The organism is Streptomyces sp. 549 (genome assembly GCF_030124175.1).
Taxonomy (GTDB): Bacteria; Actinomycetota; Actinomycetes; order Streptomycetales; family Streptomycetaceae; genus Streptomyces.
Genome location: NZ_JASKMT010000002.1, coordinates 105,167 through 122,776 on the forward strand (window position 1 = coordinate 105,167; position 17,610 = coordinate 122,776).

A 17,610-nucleotide genomic window follows, 5' to 3' on the forward strand; every position below is an offset into this window, starting at 1 on the left:
GCTGCCTGCCCCCTCCGGACTGCCTGCCTGCCCCGCCGGACTACTTGTCGATGTCCCCGACGACGAAGAAGAACGAGCCCAGGATGGCGACCATGTCGGCCACCAGGGTGCCCGGCAGCAGTTGGCTCAGCGCCTGGATGTTGTTGAACGAGGCCGAGCGCAGCTTGAGCCGGTGCGGGGTCTTCTCCCCCTTGGACACCAGGTAGTAGCCGTTCAGCCCGAGCGGGTTCTCCGTCCAGGCGTAGGTGGCGCCCTCGGGTGCCTTCAGCACCTTGGGCAGGCGCTGGTTGACCGGGCCGGGCGGCAGCTCGGCGAGCCGGTCCAGGCACGCGTCGGCCAGGTCCAGCGCGTTGTGGGTCTGGCGCAGCAGCACCTCGAACCGGGCCAGGCAGTCGCCCTCGGAGCGGGTGACGACCTCCAGGGTGTCCTGGAGCTCGCCGTACGCCAGGTACGGCTCGTCGCGGCGCAGGTCGAAGGAGACGCCGGAGGCCCGTGCGATGGGACCGCTCACGCCGTAGGCGTGGACCGTCTCCGCGCTGAGCACGCCCACGCCGCGGGTACGGGCCCGGAAGATCTCGTTGCCGAGCACCAGGTCGTCGAAGACGTGCATCCGGCCGCGCACGGCGGCCACCGCCTCGCGGACCCGCCCGGCCCAGCCGGCGGGCAGGTCCTCCTTGAGGCCGCCGACCCGGTTGAACATGTAGTGCATGCGCCCGCCGGAGACCTCCTCCATGACGTGCTGGAGCTTCTCCCGCTCGGTGAACGCGTGGAACATCGGCGTGATGCCGCCCAGCTCCAGCGGGTACGAGCCGAGGAACATCAGGTGGTTGAGCACCCGGTTCAGCTCGGCCAGCAGCGTCCGCGTCCACACGGCACGCTCGGGCACCTCCATGCCCAGCATGCGTTCCACGGCGAGCACGACGCCCAGCTCGTTGGAGAACGCGGACAGCCAGTCGTGGCGGTTGGCCAGCACGATGATCTGGCGGTAGTCACGGGCCTCGAAGAGCTTCTCGGCACCCCGGTGCATGTAGCCGACGACGGGCTCGGCGACGCTGATGCGCTCACCGTCCAGGACCAGCCGCAGCCGCAGCACGCCGTGCGTGGAGGGATGCTGCGGGCCGATGTTGAGCACCATGTCCGTGCTCTCGGCCGCTCCACCGATACCGACAGTCGTCTCCGTCATGGCGCACAGTCTGGCAGCTCGGCGCCCGCGGGTCCTCCTGCGGTCTGATCCGTGCCGCCGCGGTCCCGCCTACGCTGGGGGACATGCAGCATCAAGCGGGCAGCGAGGCACAGGAGAACGGTCCGGCCACAGGGGCGGGCGCCGCGCCCACGGCGGGCAGCGCCGCGCCCCCCGACCGCCCCGCGCCCCCCGACCACGCCCATGTCCCCGACCCCGCCCCGGGCTCCGAGCCGGTTCCGGCCCCCGAAGAGGCCCCCGTCACCGAGGCGGCCCCCGCTCCCGCCGGGCACGACGCCCCGGCGGGGGAGTGGCGGGGCGTCGAGCGGGCGCTGCTGCGCATGCGGCGGGTGGTGCTGCTGGGGACGACGCTGCTGTTCGCCGGCGTCCCCACCGCGGTGCTGCTGCTGGTCCTCGGACCGCCCTGGGGGCTGCTCCCGCTGCTGTGGCTGGTGCCGGCGACGTGGGGCTGGTTCGCGCTGGCCCGCAACTGGCGGTCGTGGCGGTACTCCGAGCGGGCCGACGACCTGCTGATCAGCCGCGGTGTGCTGTGGCGCGAGCTGACCGTGGTGCCCTACGGCCGCATGCAGCTGGTCGAGGTCACCTCGGGGCCGCTGGAGCGCCGCTACGGTCTGGCCCGCCTCCAGCTGCACACCGCGGCGGCGGCGACCGACGCGGCCATTCCAGGCCTGGTGCCCGCCGAGGCGGAACGCCTGCGCGACCGGCTCACCGAGCTGGGCGAGGCCCGTTCGGCAGGGCTGTGAGCATGGTTGCGGACCCCGCCGAGGGCACCCGGCTGCATCCCATCACGCCGTGGCGGCGGGCCTGGGCGCCGATCGCCGGCTTCGCCGTCTTCGCCGCGCAGGACTTCAACCGCACCCGGGAGTGGATCACCCAGCTCACCTTGGGCTGGCTGCTGGTGGCCTTCGCGGTGCTGCTGCCGGTCGCCGCGCTCTACGGCTTCCTGTCCTGGTGGGTGACGAGCTACCGCGTCACCGACACCGAACTGCGCATCCGCACCGGCCTGCTGTTCCGCCGTGTCGCGCACATCCGTCTTGACCGCATCCAGGCCGTCGACATCACGCGTCCGATGTTGGCCCGGGTGGCCGGGGTGGCGAAGCTCAAGCTGGACGTGGTCGGGACCAACTCCAAGGACGAACTGGCCTTCCTCGGCGAGGCGGAAGCGGTGGCGCTGCGCGCGGAGTTGCTGGCGCGGGCGGCGGGCATAGCGCCCGAGTCGGCACCGGACGCCGGGGAGGCACCGGAGAGCGAACTGGTACGCGTCGCGCCGCGCATGCTGACGGTGGGTCTGCTGCTGATGGGCTCCGGCTGGGGCCTGCTCGCCGCGATCCTGCTGGGCCCGGTGTTCCTCTGGTCCGTCACCGGCAGCGTGGGCGCGGCGCTGGTCATGGCGGTGCCGATGGTCGGCGGTGTGTGGATGTCGACGATCGGCCGCTACCTCAACGAGTACGACTGGAAGGTCGCCGAGTCGCCCGACGGCCTGCGGCTGGACCACGGCCTGCTCGACCGCGAACACGCGACCGTGCCGCCGGGCCGGGTGCAGGCGGTGCGGGTGCTCCAGCCGAGGCTGTGGCGCAGCCGCGACTGGGTGCGGGTGGAGCTGTCCGTGGCCGGCGGGGACGCGGGCAGTCTGCTGCTGCCGGTCGCCGAGCGGGCCGTCGCGGCGCAGGTGCTGGCCAGGGTGCTGCCGGGCGTGGACCTGGCCGAGGCCGCCGCCGCCGCGACCCCGGTGTCCCGGCGGGCCCGCTGGGCGGTGCCGCTGTGGTGGCGCGGCTACCGGCACGGGGTGACGGACGCGGTGTTCGTCACCCGGCAGGGGCTGCTGTGCCGCGAGATGACGCTGGTGCCGCACGCCAAGGTGCAGAGCGTGCGCCGCACGCAGGGCCCGTGGATGCGGCGGCTCGGCCTGGCGGACGTGCACGTCGACCACGGCGCCAACGGTGCGACGACGGCCCGGCTGCGGACGGCCGGCGAGGCGTCGGAAATCGTCACCGCGCAGGCGGAGCGCTCCCGCACCGGCCGCCGCACCGCCGGCCCCGAACGCTGGCTCACCGCCCCGGCGCTCACCGCCCCGGAGTCCGCTGCTGCGGGCACCCCGCCCACCGACGCGGGTCACGCACCCGCCGCCCCGGGCCACTCCACGCCGTCCTGAGTTCCGCCGGCCGCGCCTGCACGTGCCGCCGCCCCGTGTATCGGGCGCGGCCCCGCGGATCGCGCCCCGCCGCCGGGGAGCGCGGTGCTGCTCCCCTCAGGCGGGCGGGTCGGAGGGGAGCAGCAGCGGGATGCCGACGGGTTCCAGCAGCCAGGTGTGCGCGCCCAGGCCGTGCGGGTCGGTCAGCTCGGCCGCCTCCCCGGCGCGTCCGAGCGCCCGCAGGTACCCGGCCGGGTCGGTCCCGGCCAGGGCCAGCGGCGGGCGGGTGCCGTCCACGCCCAGCGCGCGCAGCGCCTCCCGCTGCGTCAGCAGCGTCGCGCCGGGCGCCGCGCAGGCGTCCAGCGCCACGTGCGCCGTCAGGTCCGAGGTGCCGTCCGGGACGGGACGCACCGTCCGGCCGTCCCGGTAGCCGGTGAGGGTGCCGAACGGGGGGCGGGCGTCCCGGGAGTGCGCGTAGTCCACCGCGACGGCCAGGCCGCCGCGCAGCGCGGCGGCGGCCCGCCGCCAGGCGAGGTCGCGGGGGCGGCCGATCTCGGCGCGGTGGCCCGGCTCGGGCCGGCCGGGCAGCGGCCACCACCGCTCCAGCCAGCGGGCGTCCTCGCCGTCCACCCGCTCGCCGAGGCGTTCCACGCCGTCCGTCCGCTCCACCAGGACCCGCCGCCACACGCCGCGGCCGTCGGTCTCGGCCACCTCGCACGGCACGTTGTCCAGCCACTCGTTGGCGAACAGCAGCCCGCTCCGGCCCTCGGGCACGTCCGCGCGCCACTCGATCCGCGGGTCGAGGCCCGGCGGGCGGGCGGCCAGCTCGACCGCGACCGGCCGCAGCCGGGCCGCCACGTCCGGCGGCACCAGGCCCAGCACCGCCGACGTCAACTCGCCGCGCCCGGCGCCCACGTCGAGGAACGCCAGTTCCGCGGGACGCCCCAGCGCCTCGTCCACCCGCCGCAGCAGTTCCGCGACGGCCGCCGCGTACAGCGGGGAGGCGTGCACGGAGGTGCGGAAGTGCGCGCCGGGCGCCTCCCGCACGAAGAAGCCGTCGGGGCCGTAGAGCGCGTGCTGGGCGGCGTCGCGCCACCCGGTCCAGTCATCGGTCACGGCTGCCACGTTAGAAGCCCCGCAGGGGTTCCGGTTCCGCACCCGCACCCCTGGTCTCCACCTTGCGGAGTATGCCGGTCGCCCGCGGATCGATCGTCCGGTTGACCCCTGCACGTACTTCACCTGCCTACGCTGGGTTACGTGAACCGGCTCTACGAGTTTCTCCGCGCGCATCCCACGTGGGTCGACGGCTTCTGGGCCTTCGTCCTGCTGATGTTCTCCGCGCTGTGGATTCTGGTGGCGGAGTTCGAGGAGGGGGCCCTGAGCGGCCGCGGGCAGCTCGTCAGCTCGGTGTTCATCACCCTCGCCCTGTGCACGGTGGTCGCGCTGCGCCGCCGCCACCCCGAGGCCATGCTGCTGCTGGCGACCGCCGCCGGTGTAGTGCAGGTCCTGACGGGCGTCTTCGCGATCGTGCCCGACTTCGCGATGCTGGTCATCGTCTTCACCGTGGCGACCAGGACCGTCCGCTGGGCCTCGCGCTACGCGTTGGTGGGCGCGTTCCTGGCGCCCAGCATCGCCGCGGTGGCGTTCTTCGTGCCTGAGCACACCGGGGACGTGGTCACCGACGTCTTCGGCGTCGTCTTCCTCACCCTGTGCTTCCTGCTGGCCTGGGTGCTGGGCGACTCGCTGCGCACCCGCCGCGCCTACTACGCGCAGCTGGAGGAGCGGGCCGCCCGCCTGGAACGGGAGCGGGAGGCCCAGTCGAAGGTGGCGGTGGCCGCCGAACGGGCGCGCATCGCCCGCGAGCTGCACGACGTGGTGGCGCACAACGTGTCCGTGATGGTGGTCCAGGCGGACGGCGCCGCCTACGTGCTGGACACCGCCCCCGACCAGGCGCGGCAGGCGCTGGAGACGATCTCCGGCACCGGCCGCCAGGCGCTCGCCGAGATGCGGCGGCTGCTCGGCGTGCTGCGCAGCGGCGAGGGCCCGCAGGGCGGCGAGTACGTGCCGCAGCCCGGAGTGGAGCAGCTGGCCGACCTCGTCGACCAGGTGCGCGGCGCCGGCCTGCCGGTGGACTTCCGCATCGAGGGCACCCCCCGCCCGCTGCCCAGCGGGGTGGAGCTGACCGCCTACCGGATCGTGCAGGAGGCCCTGACCAACACCCGCAAGCACGGCGGCCCGGACGCCGGGGCGACGGTCCGGCTGAACTACGGCGACCGCGAGCTGCGGCTGCTCGCCGAGGACGACGGCCGGGGCTCGCAGGCGGAGCTGTACGAGGAGGGCGGCGTCGACGGCCAGGGCCACGGCCTCATCGGCATGCGGGAGCGGGTCGGCATGATCGGCGGCACGCTGCGGACCGGCCCCCGGCCCGGCGGCGGGTTCCAGATCTCCGCCGAGCTGCCGCTGAAGGGCGCAGACTGAGTACCCGGGCCGGAACAGCCGGACCGGCCCGGCCGCCCTGTGCCCGGCCGCCCTGTGCCCGGCCGCCCTGTGCCCGGCCGCCCTGTGCCCGGACACCGTGCGACCTGACAGGTTGCGACCAGAGACCTTGTGACCAGATGCGAGAGGTACCCCCGAGATGACCGTCCGCGTAATGCTCGTCGACGACCAGGCGCTGCTGCGCACCGGATTCCGCATGGTGCTGGCCGCCCAGCCCGACATGGAGGTCGTCGCCGAGGCCGGGGACGGCGCGCAGGCCATGGAGGTGCTGCGGGCCACCGCGGTGGACGTGGTGCTGATGGACATCCGCATGCCCGTCATGGACGGCGTGGAGGCGACCCGCCGGATCTGCGAGGCCGGCGAGGGCGGCCCGGGGGACCCGAAGGTGCTGATCCTGACCACCTTCGACCTGGACGAGTACGCGTTCGCCGCGCTGAAGGCCGGGGCGAGCGGCTTCATGCTGAAGGACGTCCCGCCGAACGAGCTGCTGGCCGCGATCCGCTCGGTCCACAGCGGCGACGCGGTGGTGGCCCCGTCGACGACGAAGCGGCTGCTGGACCGCTTCTCCCCGCTGCTGCCGTCCGCCGTCGCCAAACCGGTCAGCAAGGAGGTCGCCCGGCTCACCGAGCGGGAGCGCGAGGTGCTGCTGCTCGTCGCGCAGGGCCTGTCCAACGGCGAGATCGCCGCCCACCTGGTGCTGTCGGAGGCCACGGTCAAGACGCACGTGGGCCGCATCCTCACCAAGCTGGAGTTGCGCGACCGGGTGCAGGCCGTCGTGCTCGCCTACGAGACGGGCCTCGTCCAGGCCGGTGGCGCCCGCTGACCGGCCGACGCCGCCCGGCCGACGCGGCCCGCGGCCTCGGGCGGCCCGTCAGGTCGGCTGCCCCAGCGCGCCGACTCCCGGGCCGTCCAGCTCGCTGAGCGCCTCGCGCCGTCCCATGACTGCGAGCAGCAGTGAGAGCGCAGGCCCGGTCACCTCCCGGCCGCCGCCGATCGAGACGTCGCCGATCGAGACGTCGGCGTCGGTCGCCGTGAGGCGCAGAGGGGCCACGAGTTCCTTGGCGCCGCCGAAGGACGCCGGGGTGCGCGTCTGCAGGCGAAGCGCCCGGACGACGGCGTCCCGGGGGTAGGGGCGGGCGAGCCCCAGCGGGCGGCGGATGTCCTCGCCGTGGATGACCTCCTCGACGATCCGGCTGTCGAGGGGCGCGGGAGGGGTCGACGTCAGCGAGGCCACCTGACGCAGCCGCCCCAGCGTCTCCTGTGGTGAGGCACCGCGCTCGCGCGCCACACCCCGGGCGTTCTGGCGGTGGAAGTCGAACCGTGCCCGCACCAGGCCGACCGCGAAACCGAGACGCGTCGTGCGAGCCGAATCGACCAGGTGGGCGGCGACGTCGCGGACCGTCCACCCCTCGCAGAGCGACGGCTGCTCCCACTGCTCGTCAGCCAGCCCCTCAAGGTCGTGGATCAGTGCCGCACGCTCCGCGTGCACGATCGGCCAGACATCTGTGCCGCGCTCCGGACTTCCCATGGCCATCGTTTCTCCTCGACGATCGGGGTGCTGCTCTCACAGGTGCACAGACTCACGATCGCCGCGAAACTCATCGCGAGCAGCGGGTTCTCCTGGGATCAGCCGGTGTCCAGCCGGGATCAGCCGGTGTTCAGCGCAGTGGTCCGGTGGTTCAACGCAGTACGGCCTCCAGCAGGTCGCTGCCCAGCCGCGCCACCACCGGCACGTCCATGCGGTGCTGGACGTAGCGGCCCTGCCGCCGGGTGGTGAGCAGCCCCGCCTCCCGCAGCACCTTCAGGTGCCTGGACACCTCGGGCGCGGTGATGCCGAGGTTCTCGGCGAGTTCGCTGGTCGTGTAGGGGGCGCGGGCCAGGTTGCGGCACAGCCGGATGCGCACCGGGTGGGCGAGCGCCTCCAGCCGCCGTTCCATCAGCCGCACCGACTCCGGCCCGGCGCGCAGCTCGGGCGAGCCGACCGGGTACTCGATGACGGGTCGCCTGCCCGGCGCGTGCAGCACCACCAGATGCGGCCAGCCGAACGCCGTCGGGACCAGCGTGACGCCCGGCCCGACCGCCGGATCGACGGCGGTGGTCCGGGCGGTGGCCAGCTTGTCCACCACGATGTGCTGCCGGGTGCCGTCGTCGTCCAGTGTCACTGCGGCGGAGACGGCGGCCAGCGCGGCGGCCGTGCCCTTGCGCTGGAGCACCTCGGTCTTGTGCCGCGCGTCGGCGGCGAGTTGGGCCCGTACCCGCTGCCAGGTGTCGGCGAAGAACGCCTGGTCGCAGTCCTCCAGCAGGCGCCGGATCCAGGCCCGCAGGGTGGGCGGGTCCTCCAGCAGGTGCTGCGCGAACTCCAGTTGCCGCGGCCCGCGGGCGGCAGCCCGCTCCAGGGCCCGGCGGCGGGCGTGCTCGTCCGCCAGCGGTGACGGGCCGCCGTTGTAGTCGGGGGAGCAGTTGATCTCCAGTGCCGCCTGCACGAAGCGCTCGTCGTCCATCCGGTCCAGCGCGTCCAGCTCCTCGGCGAGCGTGGCGGCGGGCACGGCGTCGTGCGGCAGCAGGATGTCCGAGCGGGTCGACCGCCACAGGAAGTCCGCCTCCGCCAGCCGCCCGGCGAGGTCCGGCTTCAGCGCGGCGGTGGTGGACGTCGTCCAGCTGTGCAGCCCCGGGTGGTGCGCCGGCTCGGACAGGGCGTGCAGCGCCGCGCCCAGCTCCGCCAGCGGCGACGGCGCGAAGACGAGGCGCTCGGCGGGCAGCGCGGTGATGTCGATGACGACGCTCATGAGCCCATCCTGCCGCCGCCCGGACCGGAAGCCGCAGCCGATTGTGCGCCTTCGTCAATCGGCCGGTGCGGCCTGCTCGGTGTGAGGGGTCCTCCCGGGGTGCGGGGGCCTCCCGCCGCCGGGGAGGCGGGACAGGAAGTCGTGGACCGCGTCCCGCACGTCCCGGGCCGACCACCGCAGGCCAGCGGCGTCGACCGTGCACTCCGTCATCGCCGTGCCCGGCGGGCCGCTCTCCTCCCAGCGCCGGAACAGCAGCGTGCCGGTCTCCTCGGGCTGGCGGACCGACGCCTCGTCCAGGTCCCGCGCACCGAACGGCAGCCACACCTGGAACTGGTGGGTGTGCGGCTGCTCGGGGTGGACGCGGAACCAAGGCACCCCGGCCTCGGTGAACGCCTCCTCCAGCGCCCCGGCCACCACCTGCGCGTGGGCCACGTACTCCGGCAGGCGCGGCAGCTCCCGGTCCAGCCCGGCCAGAGCCGCCAGCGCGGCCGGCCACTGCTGGAAGACGTCCCCGCCGTAGCGGTGCCGCCAGGCCCCGGCCTCGTCCACGAAGTCCCGCGGCCCGGCCAGCGCGGCCCCCGACAGGCCGCCGAGCGACTTGTAGAACGACACGTAGACGCTGTCGGCGAGATCGGCGATCTCCGGCAGCGACCGGCCGAGGTGGCGCGTGCTCTCCCACAGCCGGGCGCCGTCGAAGTGGACCACCGCGTCCCGCTCCCGGGCCGCCTCGACGACGGCGGTCAGCTCCTCCCAGGTCGGCAGCACGAACCCGGCGTCACGCAGCGGCAGTTCCAGCATGAGCGCGCCGAACGGCTCGTCCAGGCCGCGGACGTCGGCGGCGTCCACCGGCTGCGGGCCGGCCCCCGCGTGCAGCGTGCGCAACCCGCTGACCCGGGTCAGCGCCTGCCGCTCCCAGCGCTCGGGGTGTGACATCGGGTGCAGCGCCACGGTCGGGTTGCCGGTGCGTCCCGCCCAGCAGCGCAGCGCCACCTGCTGGGCCATCGTGCCCGTCGGGAACCACAGCGCGGCGGGCTTGCCGAGCAGGTCGGCGGTGCGTTCCTCCAGCGCGGCCACCGCGCCGTCGCCGTAGGTGTCGGTCCACGCGGTCAGGTCGTGGGCGGCGGGCGCCTGCTCGGCCAGTCGCGCCAGCTGGGCCGCCATCGGCTGCACGAGGTTCGCGGCGAGGGAGCGTTCGGCGGCGTTCCAGGCCGCCAGCCGCCGCTGCCGCTGCCGCGTCGGCGAGGCGTCCGCCGCGTCAGCCGAGTCCGCTGTATCAGCTGTATCAGCTGTGTCCCGGGTGCTGTCATCCGTCATGGGGGCATCCTGTCCCACCCGGCCCCGCCGCCACCTTCCGTTGCCCCACGGGTGCCCGCGCGGGCACCCGAGCCGGGGCGTGGGACGACCGCGCGGGGGGCGCGGGGCGGCGCGTAGCATGGCGTGGATCGTCCGGTACCGATCCCGCGGACTGGAACGGAAGGCCAGAGTTCACGTGAACGCACACTCCTCCGGAAGCGTCGAGGACCGTCCCGCACGCCTGACCGTGGGCGTCGTCGGCGCCGGCCGGGTCGGCCCCGCGCTGGCCGCCGCACTGCGGCAGGCCGGGCACCGCCCCGTCGCAGCCTCCGGCGTCTCCGACGCGTCCCGGCGCCGCGCAGCCGCGCTGCTGCCCGGCGTCCCCCTGGTCGAGCCCGCCGAGGTGCTGGCCCGCGCCGAGCTGGTCCTGCTGACCGTGCCCGACGACGCGCTGCCCGAACTGGCACAGGGCCTGGCAGACACCGGCGCCGTGCGCCCCGGCCAGCTCGTCGTGCACACCTCGGGCCGCTTCGGCACCGCCGTCCTGGACCCGGTGCTGCGGGCCGGGGCGCTGCCGCTCGCCCTGCACCCGGTGATGACGTTCTCCGGCACCGACGTGGACGTGCCGCGCCTGGCGGGCTGCTCGTTCGGCGTCACCGCGCCGGAGGAGTTGCGGCTCGCCGCGGAGGCGCTGGTGATCGAGATGGGTGGCGAGCCGGAGTGGATCGCCGAGGAGGCGCGCCCGCTCTACCACGCGGCGCTCGCGCTCGGCGCGAACCACCTGGTCACCCTGGTCGCGCAGGCCATGGACCTGCTGCGCACCGCCGGGGTGGGGGCGCCCGACCGGATGCTGGGGCCGCTGCTCGGCGCCGCGCTGGACAACGCGCTGCGGTCCGGCGACGCGGCCCTGACCGGCCCGGTGGCCCGCGGGGACGCCGGCACGGTCGCCGCGCACATCGCCGAGCTGCGCGCGCACGCACCCGGCGCGGTCGCCGGATACGTCGCGATGGCGAGGACCACCGCCGACCGGGCGCTGGACCGGGGCCTGCTGAAGCCGGAACTCGCCGAGGACCTGCTCGGCGTCCTGTCGGACGGAGCCGCTCGATGACCACCCCCCGCACGGCCCCCCAGCCTCCCGCCCCCGCCGACGCACCAGTGTCCGGGGCTGCCGCTGCGCCGGGGCCCGCCTCCGGGGTGCTCCGGCCGCTGCACACCGCCGCCGAGCTGCGCGAGCTGCCCCGCGAGGGCCGCCGGGCGGTGGTGATGACCATGGGCGCCCTGCACGACGGCCACGCGGCCCTGGTGCGGGCCGCCCGCGCCCGCGTCGGTGCCGCCGGGCAGGTGGTGGTGACCGTCTTCGTCAACCCGTTGCAGTTCGGCGCGGGCGAGGACCTCGACCGCTACCCCCGCACCCTCACCGCCGACCTGGACGTGGCCGCCGCAGCCGGTGCCGACGCGGTGTTCGCGCCCGCGGTCGAGGAGGTCTACCCCGGCGGCGAACCGCAGGTGCGGATCAGCGCCGGGCCCATGGGGGAGCGGCTGGAGGGCGCCGCCCGGCCCGGCCACTTCGACGGCATGCTCACCGTCGTCGCCAAGCTGCTGCACCTCACCGCGCCGGACGTGGCGCTGTTCGGTGAGAAGGACGCCCAGCAGCTGGCGCTCATCACCCGCATGGCCGGCGACCTCAACTTCCCCGTCGAGGTGGTCGGCGTGCCGACCGTCCGGGAGGAGGACGGGCTCGCGCTGTCCAGCCGCAACCGCTACCTCTCGGCCGCCGACCGGCAGGTCGCGCTGGGCCTGTCCCGGGCGCTGTTCGCGGCCCGCGACCGGCTCACCGCCGAGCGCGCGCTCGCCGCCCGCGCCGCCGTCTCCCCGGCCCCGCACGGCCGGGCCGAGGCGCTCGCCGCGCTGCACGAGCCGCGCGCCTCCGCCGACGCCGACGCGCTCTCCCGCGCCACCGCGCGCCCCTCGGCGGCGCTCGCCGCCGCCCGGCAGGTGCTGACCGGCGCGTCCGGCCTGGACGTCGACTACCTCGCGCTGGTGGACCCGGCCGACTTCACCGACGTCGGCGAGGACCACCGCGGCGACGCGCTGCTCGCCGTCGCCGCCCGCGTCGGAGGCACCCGCCTCATCGACAACGTCCGACTCCACTTCGGAGCCGCCTCATGAAGCCCCCCGGCATACGCCTGGACGCGCCCGCCCCGAGCTGGGCGATCGACGCCGACGTGGTCGTCGTCGGCTCCGGTGTCGCCGGTCTGACCGCCGCGCTGCGCTGCGCCGCCGCCGGGCTGCGCACCGTCATCGTCACCAAGGCCCGGCTCGACGACGGCTCGACCCGCTGGGCGCAGGGCGGCATAGCCGCCGCACTCGGCGACGGCGACACCCCCGAGCAGCACCTCGACGACACGCTGGTCGCCGGGGCCGGGCTGTGCGACGAGGAGGCGGTGCGCACCCTCGTCACCGAGGGCCCCGACGCGGTCCGCCGGCTGATCGCGGCCGGCGCCGTCTTCGACACCTCCGACGGCACCGACCGCATCGCGCTCACCCGTGAGGGCGGCCACCACCGGCGCCGCATCGCGCACGCCGGCGGCGACGCGACGGGGGCGGAGATCTCCCGGGCACTGGTCGCCGCCGTGCACGCACGTGGCATCGAGACGGTGGAGAACGCGCTCGTCCTCGACCTGCTCACGGACGCCCTGGGCCGTGCCGCCGGGGTGTCCCTGCACGTCATGGGCGAGGGCCAGCACGACGGGGTCGGCGCGGTGCGCGCGTCCGCGGTGGTGCTCGCCACCGGCGGCATGGGGCAGGTCTTCTCCGCGACCACCAACCCGGCCGTCTCCACCGGTGACGGCGTGGCGCTGGCGCTGCGGGCCGGTGCCGAGGTCAGCGACCTGGAGTTCGTGCAGTTCCACCCGACGGTCCTCTACCTGGGCCCGGACGCCGAGGGCCAGCAGCCGCTGATCTCCGAGGCGGTCCGCGGCGAGGGCGCCCACCTGGTCGACGCCGACGGGGTGCGCTTCATGGCCGGGCAGCACGAACTCGGCGAACTCGCCCCGCGCGACATCGTCGCCAAGGGCATCATGCGGCGCTGCCAGGAGCAGGGCGCCGAGCACATGTACCTCGACGCACGGCACTTCGGCGCGAAGATGTGGGCCGAGCGGTTCCCGACGATCCTCGCCGCGTGCCGCGCGCACGGCATCGACCCGGTGACCCGCCCGATCCCCGTCGCCCCCGCCGCGCACTACGCGTCCGGCGGTGTGCGCACCGACCTGCGTGGCCGCACCACCGTGCCGGGGCTGTACGCGTGCGGCGAGGTGGCGTGCACAGGCGTGCACGGCGCGAACCGGCTGGCGTCGAACTCGCTGCTTGAGGGCCTGGTCTTCGCCGAGCGCATCGCCGAGGACGTCATCACCGAACACGGCAGCGCCGTGTTCGCCGCCGATACCGGCGATGACGCCGCCCACGCCTCCGGGCGGGCGTCCGGCCCGCCGGAGCACGTCGACCCCGGCACGCAGCCGCGGGTGCCGCTGCTGCCGCCCGAGGCGCGGGCCGCCGTGCAGCGCATCATGACGCGCGGCGCAGGCGTGCTGCGGTCCGCACACAGCCTGGCCGAGGCCGCCGCCGCCCTGGCCGCCCTCCCGGTGGCCGGCACCATCACCGGGTCGGGCAGCGTCGACGGGTCGGTCAGCGGTGGCGGGTCGAGTAGCAGTGGTGGGTCGAGTAGCAGTGATGGGCAGGGCAAGGCGGCGGAGCCCGGCGTGGAGGCGTGGGAGGCCACCAACCTGCACCTCGTCGCCCGGGTGCTGGTCGCCGCCGCCGAACGCCGCGAGGAGACCCGCGGCTGCCACTGGCGCGAGGACCACCCCGACCGGGACGACACCGTCTGGCGCCGCCACCTCGTCGTCACCCTGCCGCTGCCCGAAGCGCCGCCCGGTGCGCTGGTTGAAGCGCCGCCAGAGGTGCTGCCCGAAACCGGCAGCCCCGGCGCGACCGCGCCGCCGGACACCGCCCTCACCCTCCGCACCACCGAGTCCACCGGCTTCCCGCCGGTCGCACCCGCCGTTCCCGAGGAGACACCGTGACGCCCCGCGACGCCGAGAACGCCGCACCGGCCGAGGCCGCCGAGCCCGCACCCCCGCCCTCGGAGGGCGGACCGGCCGACGCCGTGACCGCGCTCCCGCAGGCCGGTGGCTGCGGCGACGCCTGCGGCTGCGCCGCGGACGGCGATCCGGACGGCGAACTGCCCGAGTGCGGACTCGACCCGGGCCTGGCCGCGCTGCTCGCCGGGGCGGGACTCGACCCGCTGCTCGTGGAGGACATCGCCCACCTCGCGGTGGACGAGGACCTCGACGGCGGCGTGGACGTCACCACCGTCGCCACCGTGCCCGAACACGCCCTCGCCACCGGCGACTTCACTGCCCGCGAGGCCGGGACGGTGGCCGGACTGCGCGTCGCGGAGGCGATCCTGTCCGTCGTCTGCACCGACGAGTTCGAGGTCGAGCGGCACGTCGAGGACGGCGACCGCGTCACCCCCGGAACGCGGCTGCTGACCGTCCGCGCCCGCACTCGCGATCTGCTCACCGGCGAGCGCAGCGCGCTCAACCTGCTGTGCCGGCTGTCCGGCATCGCCACCGCCACCCGCGCCTGGGCCGACGTGCTGGAGGGCACCGGCGCGCACGTCCGCGACACCCGCAAGACCACCCCGGGCCTGCGCGCCCTGGAGAAGTACGCGGTGCGCTGCGGCGGCGGGCTCAACCACCGGTTCTCGCTCTCCGACGCGGCCCTGATCAAGGACAACCACGTCATCGCGGCAGGAGGCGTCGCACCCGCCTTCAAGGCCGTGCGCGCACGCTTCCCCGACCTGCCCATCGAGGTCGAGGTGGACCGCCTCGACCAGATCGAGCCGGTGCTCGCCGAGGGCGCCGACCTGCTGCTGCTGGACAACTTCACGACCGAGCAGACCGCCGAGGCGGTCCGCCTCGTCGCCGGGCGGGCCCTGCTGGAGTCCTCCGGCCGACTCACCCTCGACAACGCCGCCGCCTACGCCGCGACCGGCGTCGACCACCTCGCGGTCGGCGCGCTCACCCACTCCGCGCCGATCCTCGACATCGGCCTCGACCTGCGCGAGGACGACGGTCCCGACGGGGGCGGCCCCAGCGGCCCGGCGACGGACGGCCCGGCGACGAACGGCGAGGCGGTCTGACCATGCTGCTCACCATCGACGTAGGCAACACCCACACCGTGCTCGGCCTGTTCGACGGCGAGGACATCGTCGAGCACTGGCGCATCTCCACCGACGCGCGCCGCACCGCCGACGAACTCGCCGTGCTGCTCCAGGGACTCATGGGCATGCACCCGCTGCTCGGCATGGAACTGGGCGAGGGCATCGACGGCATCGCGATCTGCTCCACCGTGCCGTCGGTGCTGCACGAGCTGCGCGAGGTCACCCGCCGCTACTACGGCGACATCCCGGCCGTGCTCGTCGAGCCGGGTGTGAAGACGGGTGTGCCGATCCTCATGGACAACCCCAAGGAGGTCGGCGCCGACCGCATCATCAACGCCGTCGCCGCCGTGGAGCTGTACGGCGGTCCGTGCGTCGTCGTCGACTTCGGCACCGCCACCACCTTCGACGCGGTCTCCGCTCGCGGCGAGTACACCGGCGGCGTGATCGCACCGGGCATCGAGATCTCGGTGGACGCGCTCGGGGTGCGAGGCGCCCAGCTGCGCAAGATCGAACTGGCCCGCCCGCGCAGCGTCATCGGCAAGAACACCGTCGAGGCCATGCAGTCCGGCATCCTCTACGGCTTCGCGGGCCAGGTGGACGGCGTCACCGAACGCATGGCCAAGGAACTCGTCGGCCCCGACGGCGACCCGGACGACGTCACCGTCATCGCGACCGGCGGCCTGGCGCCGATGGTGCTCGGCGAGTCCTCGGTCATCGACGAGCACGAGCCCTGGCTGACCCTCATCGGCCTCCGCCTCGTCTACGAACGCAACATCTCCCGCAGCTGACCCCGGTCGGGCGGCCGCCCGACCGCCCGGCCTGCCCCGGGCGGGCGGCGGGCGGGCGGCGGGCCGGCCGTGCGGTGTGTCGTGTCGCGGTGTGGGAATCAGGGAACGTCCCGCGGCGTTCGAGCAACAGGCCCACCTACGCCCCCGCTTCGCACAGGAGACCCCCGTGCCAGAGCCAGAGATCGATGCGATCGTGTTCGACGTGCTCGGCACGCTCGTCGACGAGCCCGCCGGCATCCGCGCCGGCATCCGTGCGCAGTACCCCTCGCTCGGCGACCCCGGGGTCGAACAGCTCCTGGCGCTGTGGCAGCAGCACATCGCACGTGAGCAGCGCCGCGTCCTCGACGGTGACCGGCCCTACCTCGCCAGCGGCGCCCTCGACCTGGAAGCCGCCCGGCTCGTCGCCGAAGCCGCCGAAGCCGCCGGAACGGGTGACCCGGCCGACGTGGCGGCGCTGGCCCTGTCCGGACGCAGGCTCCCGCCGTGGCCCGACACCGTGGCAGGACTCGCCCGCCTAGCCGAGCGGTTCCCGTTGATCGGACTCTCCAACGCGAGCCGGACGGCGCTGCTCGGACTCAACGCCCACGCCGGACTGCGCTGGCACCAGGCACTGTCCGCCGAGGACGCCCGGACCTACAAGCCGGACCCGGCCGTCTACCGGTTGGCTGTCACCGTTTCCGGACGACCGCCGGAGCGGCTCCTGATGGTCGCCGCCCACGCCTGGGACCTGCGTGGAGCTCAGGGCCTCGGCCTGCGCACCGCCTACGTTTCCCGCCCGGTCGGCGATCCGCCCACCCCCTCCGACGAGTTCGACCTGCTCGCCGACGGGTTGGCCGACCTGGCCGAGCAACTCGGTTGCCCGTAAAGGGGGTTCGGTGCCTGAGAGCCGGAACTCACCAGCCCAGTACCTGTTTCAGGACAAACGTGGTCGCTGGTTCCCCAGAGCAGCATCGCCTGTCATCGCAGCCCAGTAGGGTCCCCCTGTTCCACTGCCAGGTGCTCTCGGCCGTCGAGGCTGAACACGCGAGCCTGTCAAGAGAATGGGTGTGCATTGAACAGTCACTTACGACTGCGGATTCGTACGGCGGCGGCGGTCCTCCGGACCAGGTCCGCCGCGATGGTCGGAACGGTCGCGATGCTCGCGGCCGTCATCACGGGCACGGCCACCACCACGGCAAGCGCCACCGAAACCGGTCCCAAGCAGGCTGCGGCAGCCGGCTGGTCCTGCTCCGGGGCTCCGGTTCCCGCCGGGTACGTCATCACCTCGTTCGACCGCTACGGCTGCAACGGTGCGGGGTCCTGGTACCAGCAACCCGTTCGCGACGGGATCTGGACCTGCTCCGGGTCACCGATCGTGTCCGGGTACGTCATCACCGGCTACGACAGGTACGGTTGCAGCGGTATCGGTTCCTGGTACCACCGGCTCGCCCGTAACGGCGTCTGGACCTGCGCGGGCTCACCGATCGTGTCCGGGTACGTCGTGACCGGCTACGACAGGTACGGCTGCGGCGGTATCGGTTCCTGGTACCACCAGCTCGCCCGTGCCGGCGTCTGGGTGTGCCCCAGCTCGCCCGTCCCTGCGGGGTACCGCGCCACCACCTACAACGCGCACCAGTGCGGCGGCCTCGGCGGCAGGTACCTCGAGCGCGCCTGACCCCGGTCACGCACACGTCGCGCCTGCCGTAAGCGCG

15 protein-coding genes and 1 pseudogene are annotated in these 17,610 nt (G+C 74.7%); 11 read left to right on the top strand and 5 right to left on the bottom strand.

The genetic code is table 11. The annotated features are described in order from the left end of the window. Positions 1–40: 40 nt before the first annotated feature. Complete coding sequence (locus QNO07_RS02580; RefSeq protein ID WP_283989724.1) at positions 41–1,183, bottom strand: NADH-quinone oxidoreductase subunit D; 1,143 nt, start codon at positions 1,181–1,183, stop codon at positions 41–43. A 266-nt stretch (positions 1,184–1,449) separates the two neighbouring features. Here QNO07_RS02580 and QNO07_RS02585 point away from each other — a divergent pair. Both QNO07_RS02585 and QNO07_RS02590 read left to right on the top strand, forming a co-directional pair. Beyond that, positions 1,450–1,944: pseudogene (locus QNO07_RS02585) on the top strand (PH domain-containing protein); the annotation flags it as partial. 2 nt (positions 1,945–1,946) lie between these two features. Further along, positions 1,947–3,353, top strand: a complete 1,407-nt coding sequence (locus QNO07_RS02590) for a PH domain-containing protein (protein ID WP_283989727.1) — start codon at positions 1,947–1,949, stop codon at positions 3,351–3,353. Positions 3,354–3,449: 96 nt separating this feature from the next. Here QNO07_RS02590 and QNO07_RS02595 read toward each other — a convergent pair whose 3' ends face one another. Then, positions 3,450–4,448 carry an SAM-dependent methyltransferase gene (locus QNO07_RS02595; protein ID WP_283989728.1) on the bottom strand — a complete coding sequence of 333 codons (999 nt, stop codon included), beginning with the start codon at positions 4,446–4,448 and terminating at the stop codon, positions 3,450–3,452. A gap of 141 nt (positions 4,449–4,589) precedes the next feature. Between QNO07_RS02595 and QNO07_RS02600 the strand changes: the two genes are divergently transcribed. Continuing rightward, positions 4,590–5,810, top strand: coding sequence for a sensor histidine kinase (locus tag QNO07_RS02600; RefSeq protein ID WP_283989729.1), 1,221 nt, complete (start codon positions 4,590–4,592; stop codon positions 5,808–5,810). Between the two features lie 157 nt (positions 5,811–5,967). Next, complete coding sequence (locus tag QNO07_RS02605) at positions 5,968–6,651, top strand: response regulator (protein WP_283989730.1); 684 nt, start codon at positions 5,968–5,970, stop codon at positions 6,649–6,651. 48 nt (positions 6,652–6,699) lie between these two features. Here QNO07_RS02605 and QNO07_RS02610 read toward each other — a convergent pair whose 3' ends face one another. The 3 genes from QNO07_RS02610 to QNO07_RS02620 form a co-directional block, all read right to left on the bottom strand. Then, positions 6,700–7,362, bottom strand: coding sequence for a maleylpyruvate isomerase family mycothiol-dependent enzyme (locus QNO07_RS02610; protein ID WP_502961757.1), 663 nt, complete (start codon positions 7,360–7,362; stop codon positions 6,700–6,702). A 145-nt stretch (positions 7,363–7,507) separates the two neighbouring features. After that, entirely contained in the window at positions 7,508–8,614 is a 1,107-nt protein-coding gene (locus QNO07_RS02615) for a DUF5937 family protein (protein WP_283989731.1), read from the bottom strand. A gap of 54 nt (positions 8,615–8,668) precedes the next feature. After that, positions 8,669–9,928 (bottom strand): threonine aldolase family protein, encoded by a 1,260-nt coding sequence (locus tag QNO07_RS02620; protein ID WP_283989732.1) that lies wholly within the window; start codon positions 9,926–9,928, stop codon positions 8,669–8,671. Positions 9,929–10,103: 175 nt separating this feature from the next. On the opposite strand from QNO07_RS02620, the gene QNO07_RS02625 reads away from it, so the two are divergent. From QNO07_RS02625 to QNO07_RS02655, 7 genes are all read left to right on the top strand, one after another. Next, positions 10,104–11,015, top strand: coding sequence for a Rossmann-like and DUF2520 domain-containing protein (locus tag QNO07_RS02625; RefSeq protein WP_283989733.1), 912 nt, complete (start codon positions 10,104–10,106; stop codon positions 11,013–11,015). Further along, positions 11,012–12,076, top strand: coding sequence for a pantoate--beta-alanine ligase (gene panC, locus QNO07_RS02630; protein ID WP_283989734.1), 1,065 nt, complete (start codon positions 11,012–11,014; stop codon positions 12,074–12,076). Before QNO07_RS02625 ends, panC begins: the two co-directional genes overlap by 4 nt. Next, positions 12,073–13,989 carry an L-aspartate oxidase gene (locus tag QNO07_RS02635; RefSeq protein ID WP_283989735.1) on the top strand — a complete coding sequence of 639 codons (1,917 nt, stop codon included), beginning with the start codon at positions 12,073–12,075 and terminating at the stop codon, positions 13,987–13,989. Before panC ends, QNO07_RS02635 begins: the two co-directional genes overlap by 4 nt. 83 nt (positions 13,990–14,072) lie before the next feature. Further along, a complete protein-coding gene (gene nadC, locus QNO07_RS02640; RefSeq protein WP_283990048.1) occupies positions 14,073–15,110 on the top strand; it encodes a carboxylating nicotinate-nucleotide diphosphorylase in 1,038 nt (345 codons plus the stop codon). Positions 15,111–15,112: 2 nt separating this feature from the next. Next, positions 15,113–15,919, top strand: coding sequence for a type III pantothenate kinase (locus QNO07_RS02645; RefSeq protein ID WP_283989736.1), 807 nt, complete (start codon positions 15,113–15,115; stop codon positions 15,917–15,919). Positions 15,920–16,085: 166 nt separating this feature from the next. After that, positions 16,086–16,784 carry a haloacid dehalogenase type II gene (locus tag QNO07_RS02650; RefSeq protein WP_283989737.1) on the top strand — a complete coding sequence of 233 codons (699 nt, stop codon included), beginning with the start codon at positions 16,086–16,088 and terminating at the stop codon, positions 16,782–16,784. A 252-nt stretch (positions 16,785–17,036) separates the two neighbouring features. Next, the gene (locus QNO07_RS02655; protein ID WP_283989738.1) at positions 17,037–17,573 is read left to right on the top strand and encodes a hypothetical protein; all 537 of its coding nucleotides are present in this window, start codon (positions 17,037–17,039) and stop codon (positions 17,571–17,573) included. Positions 17,574–17,610: the final 37 nt, after the last annotated feature.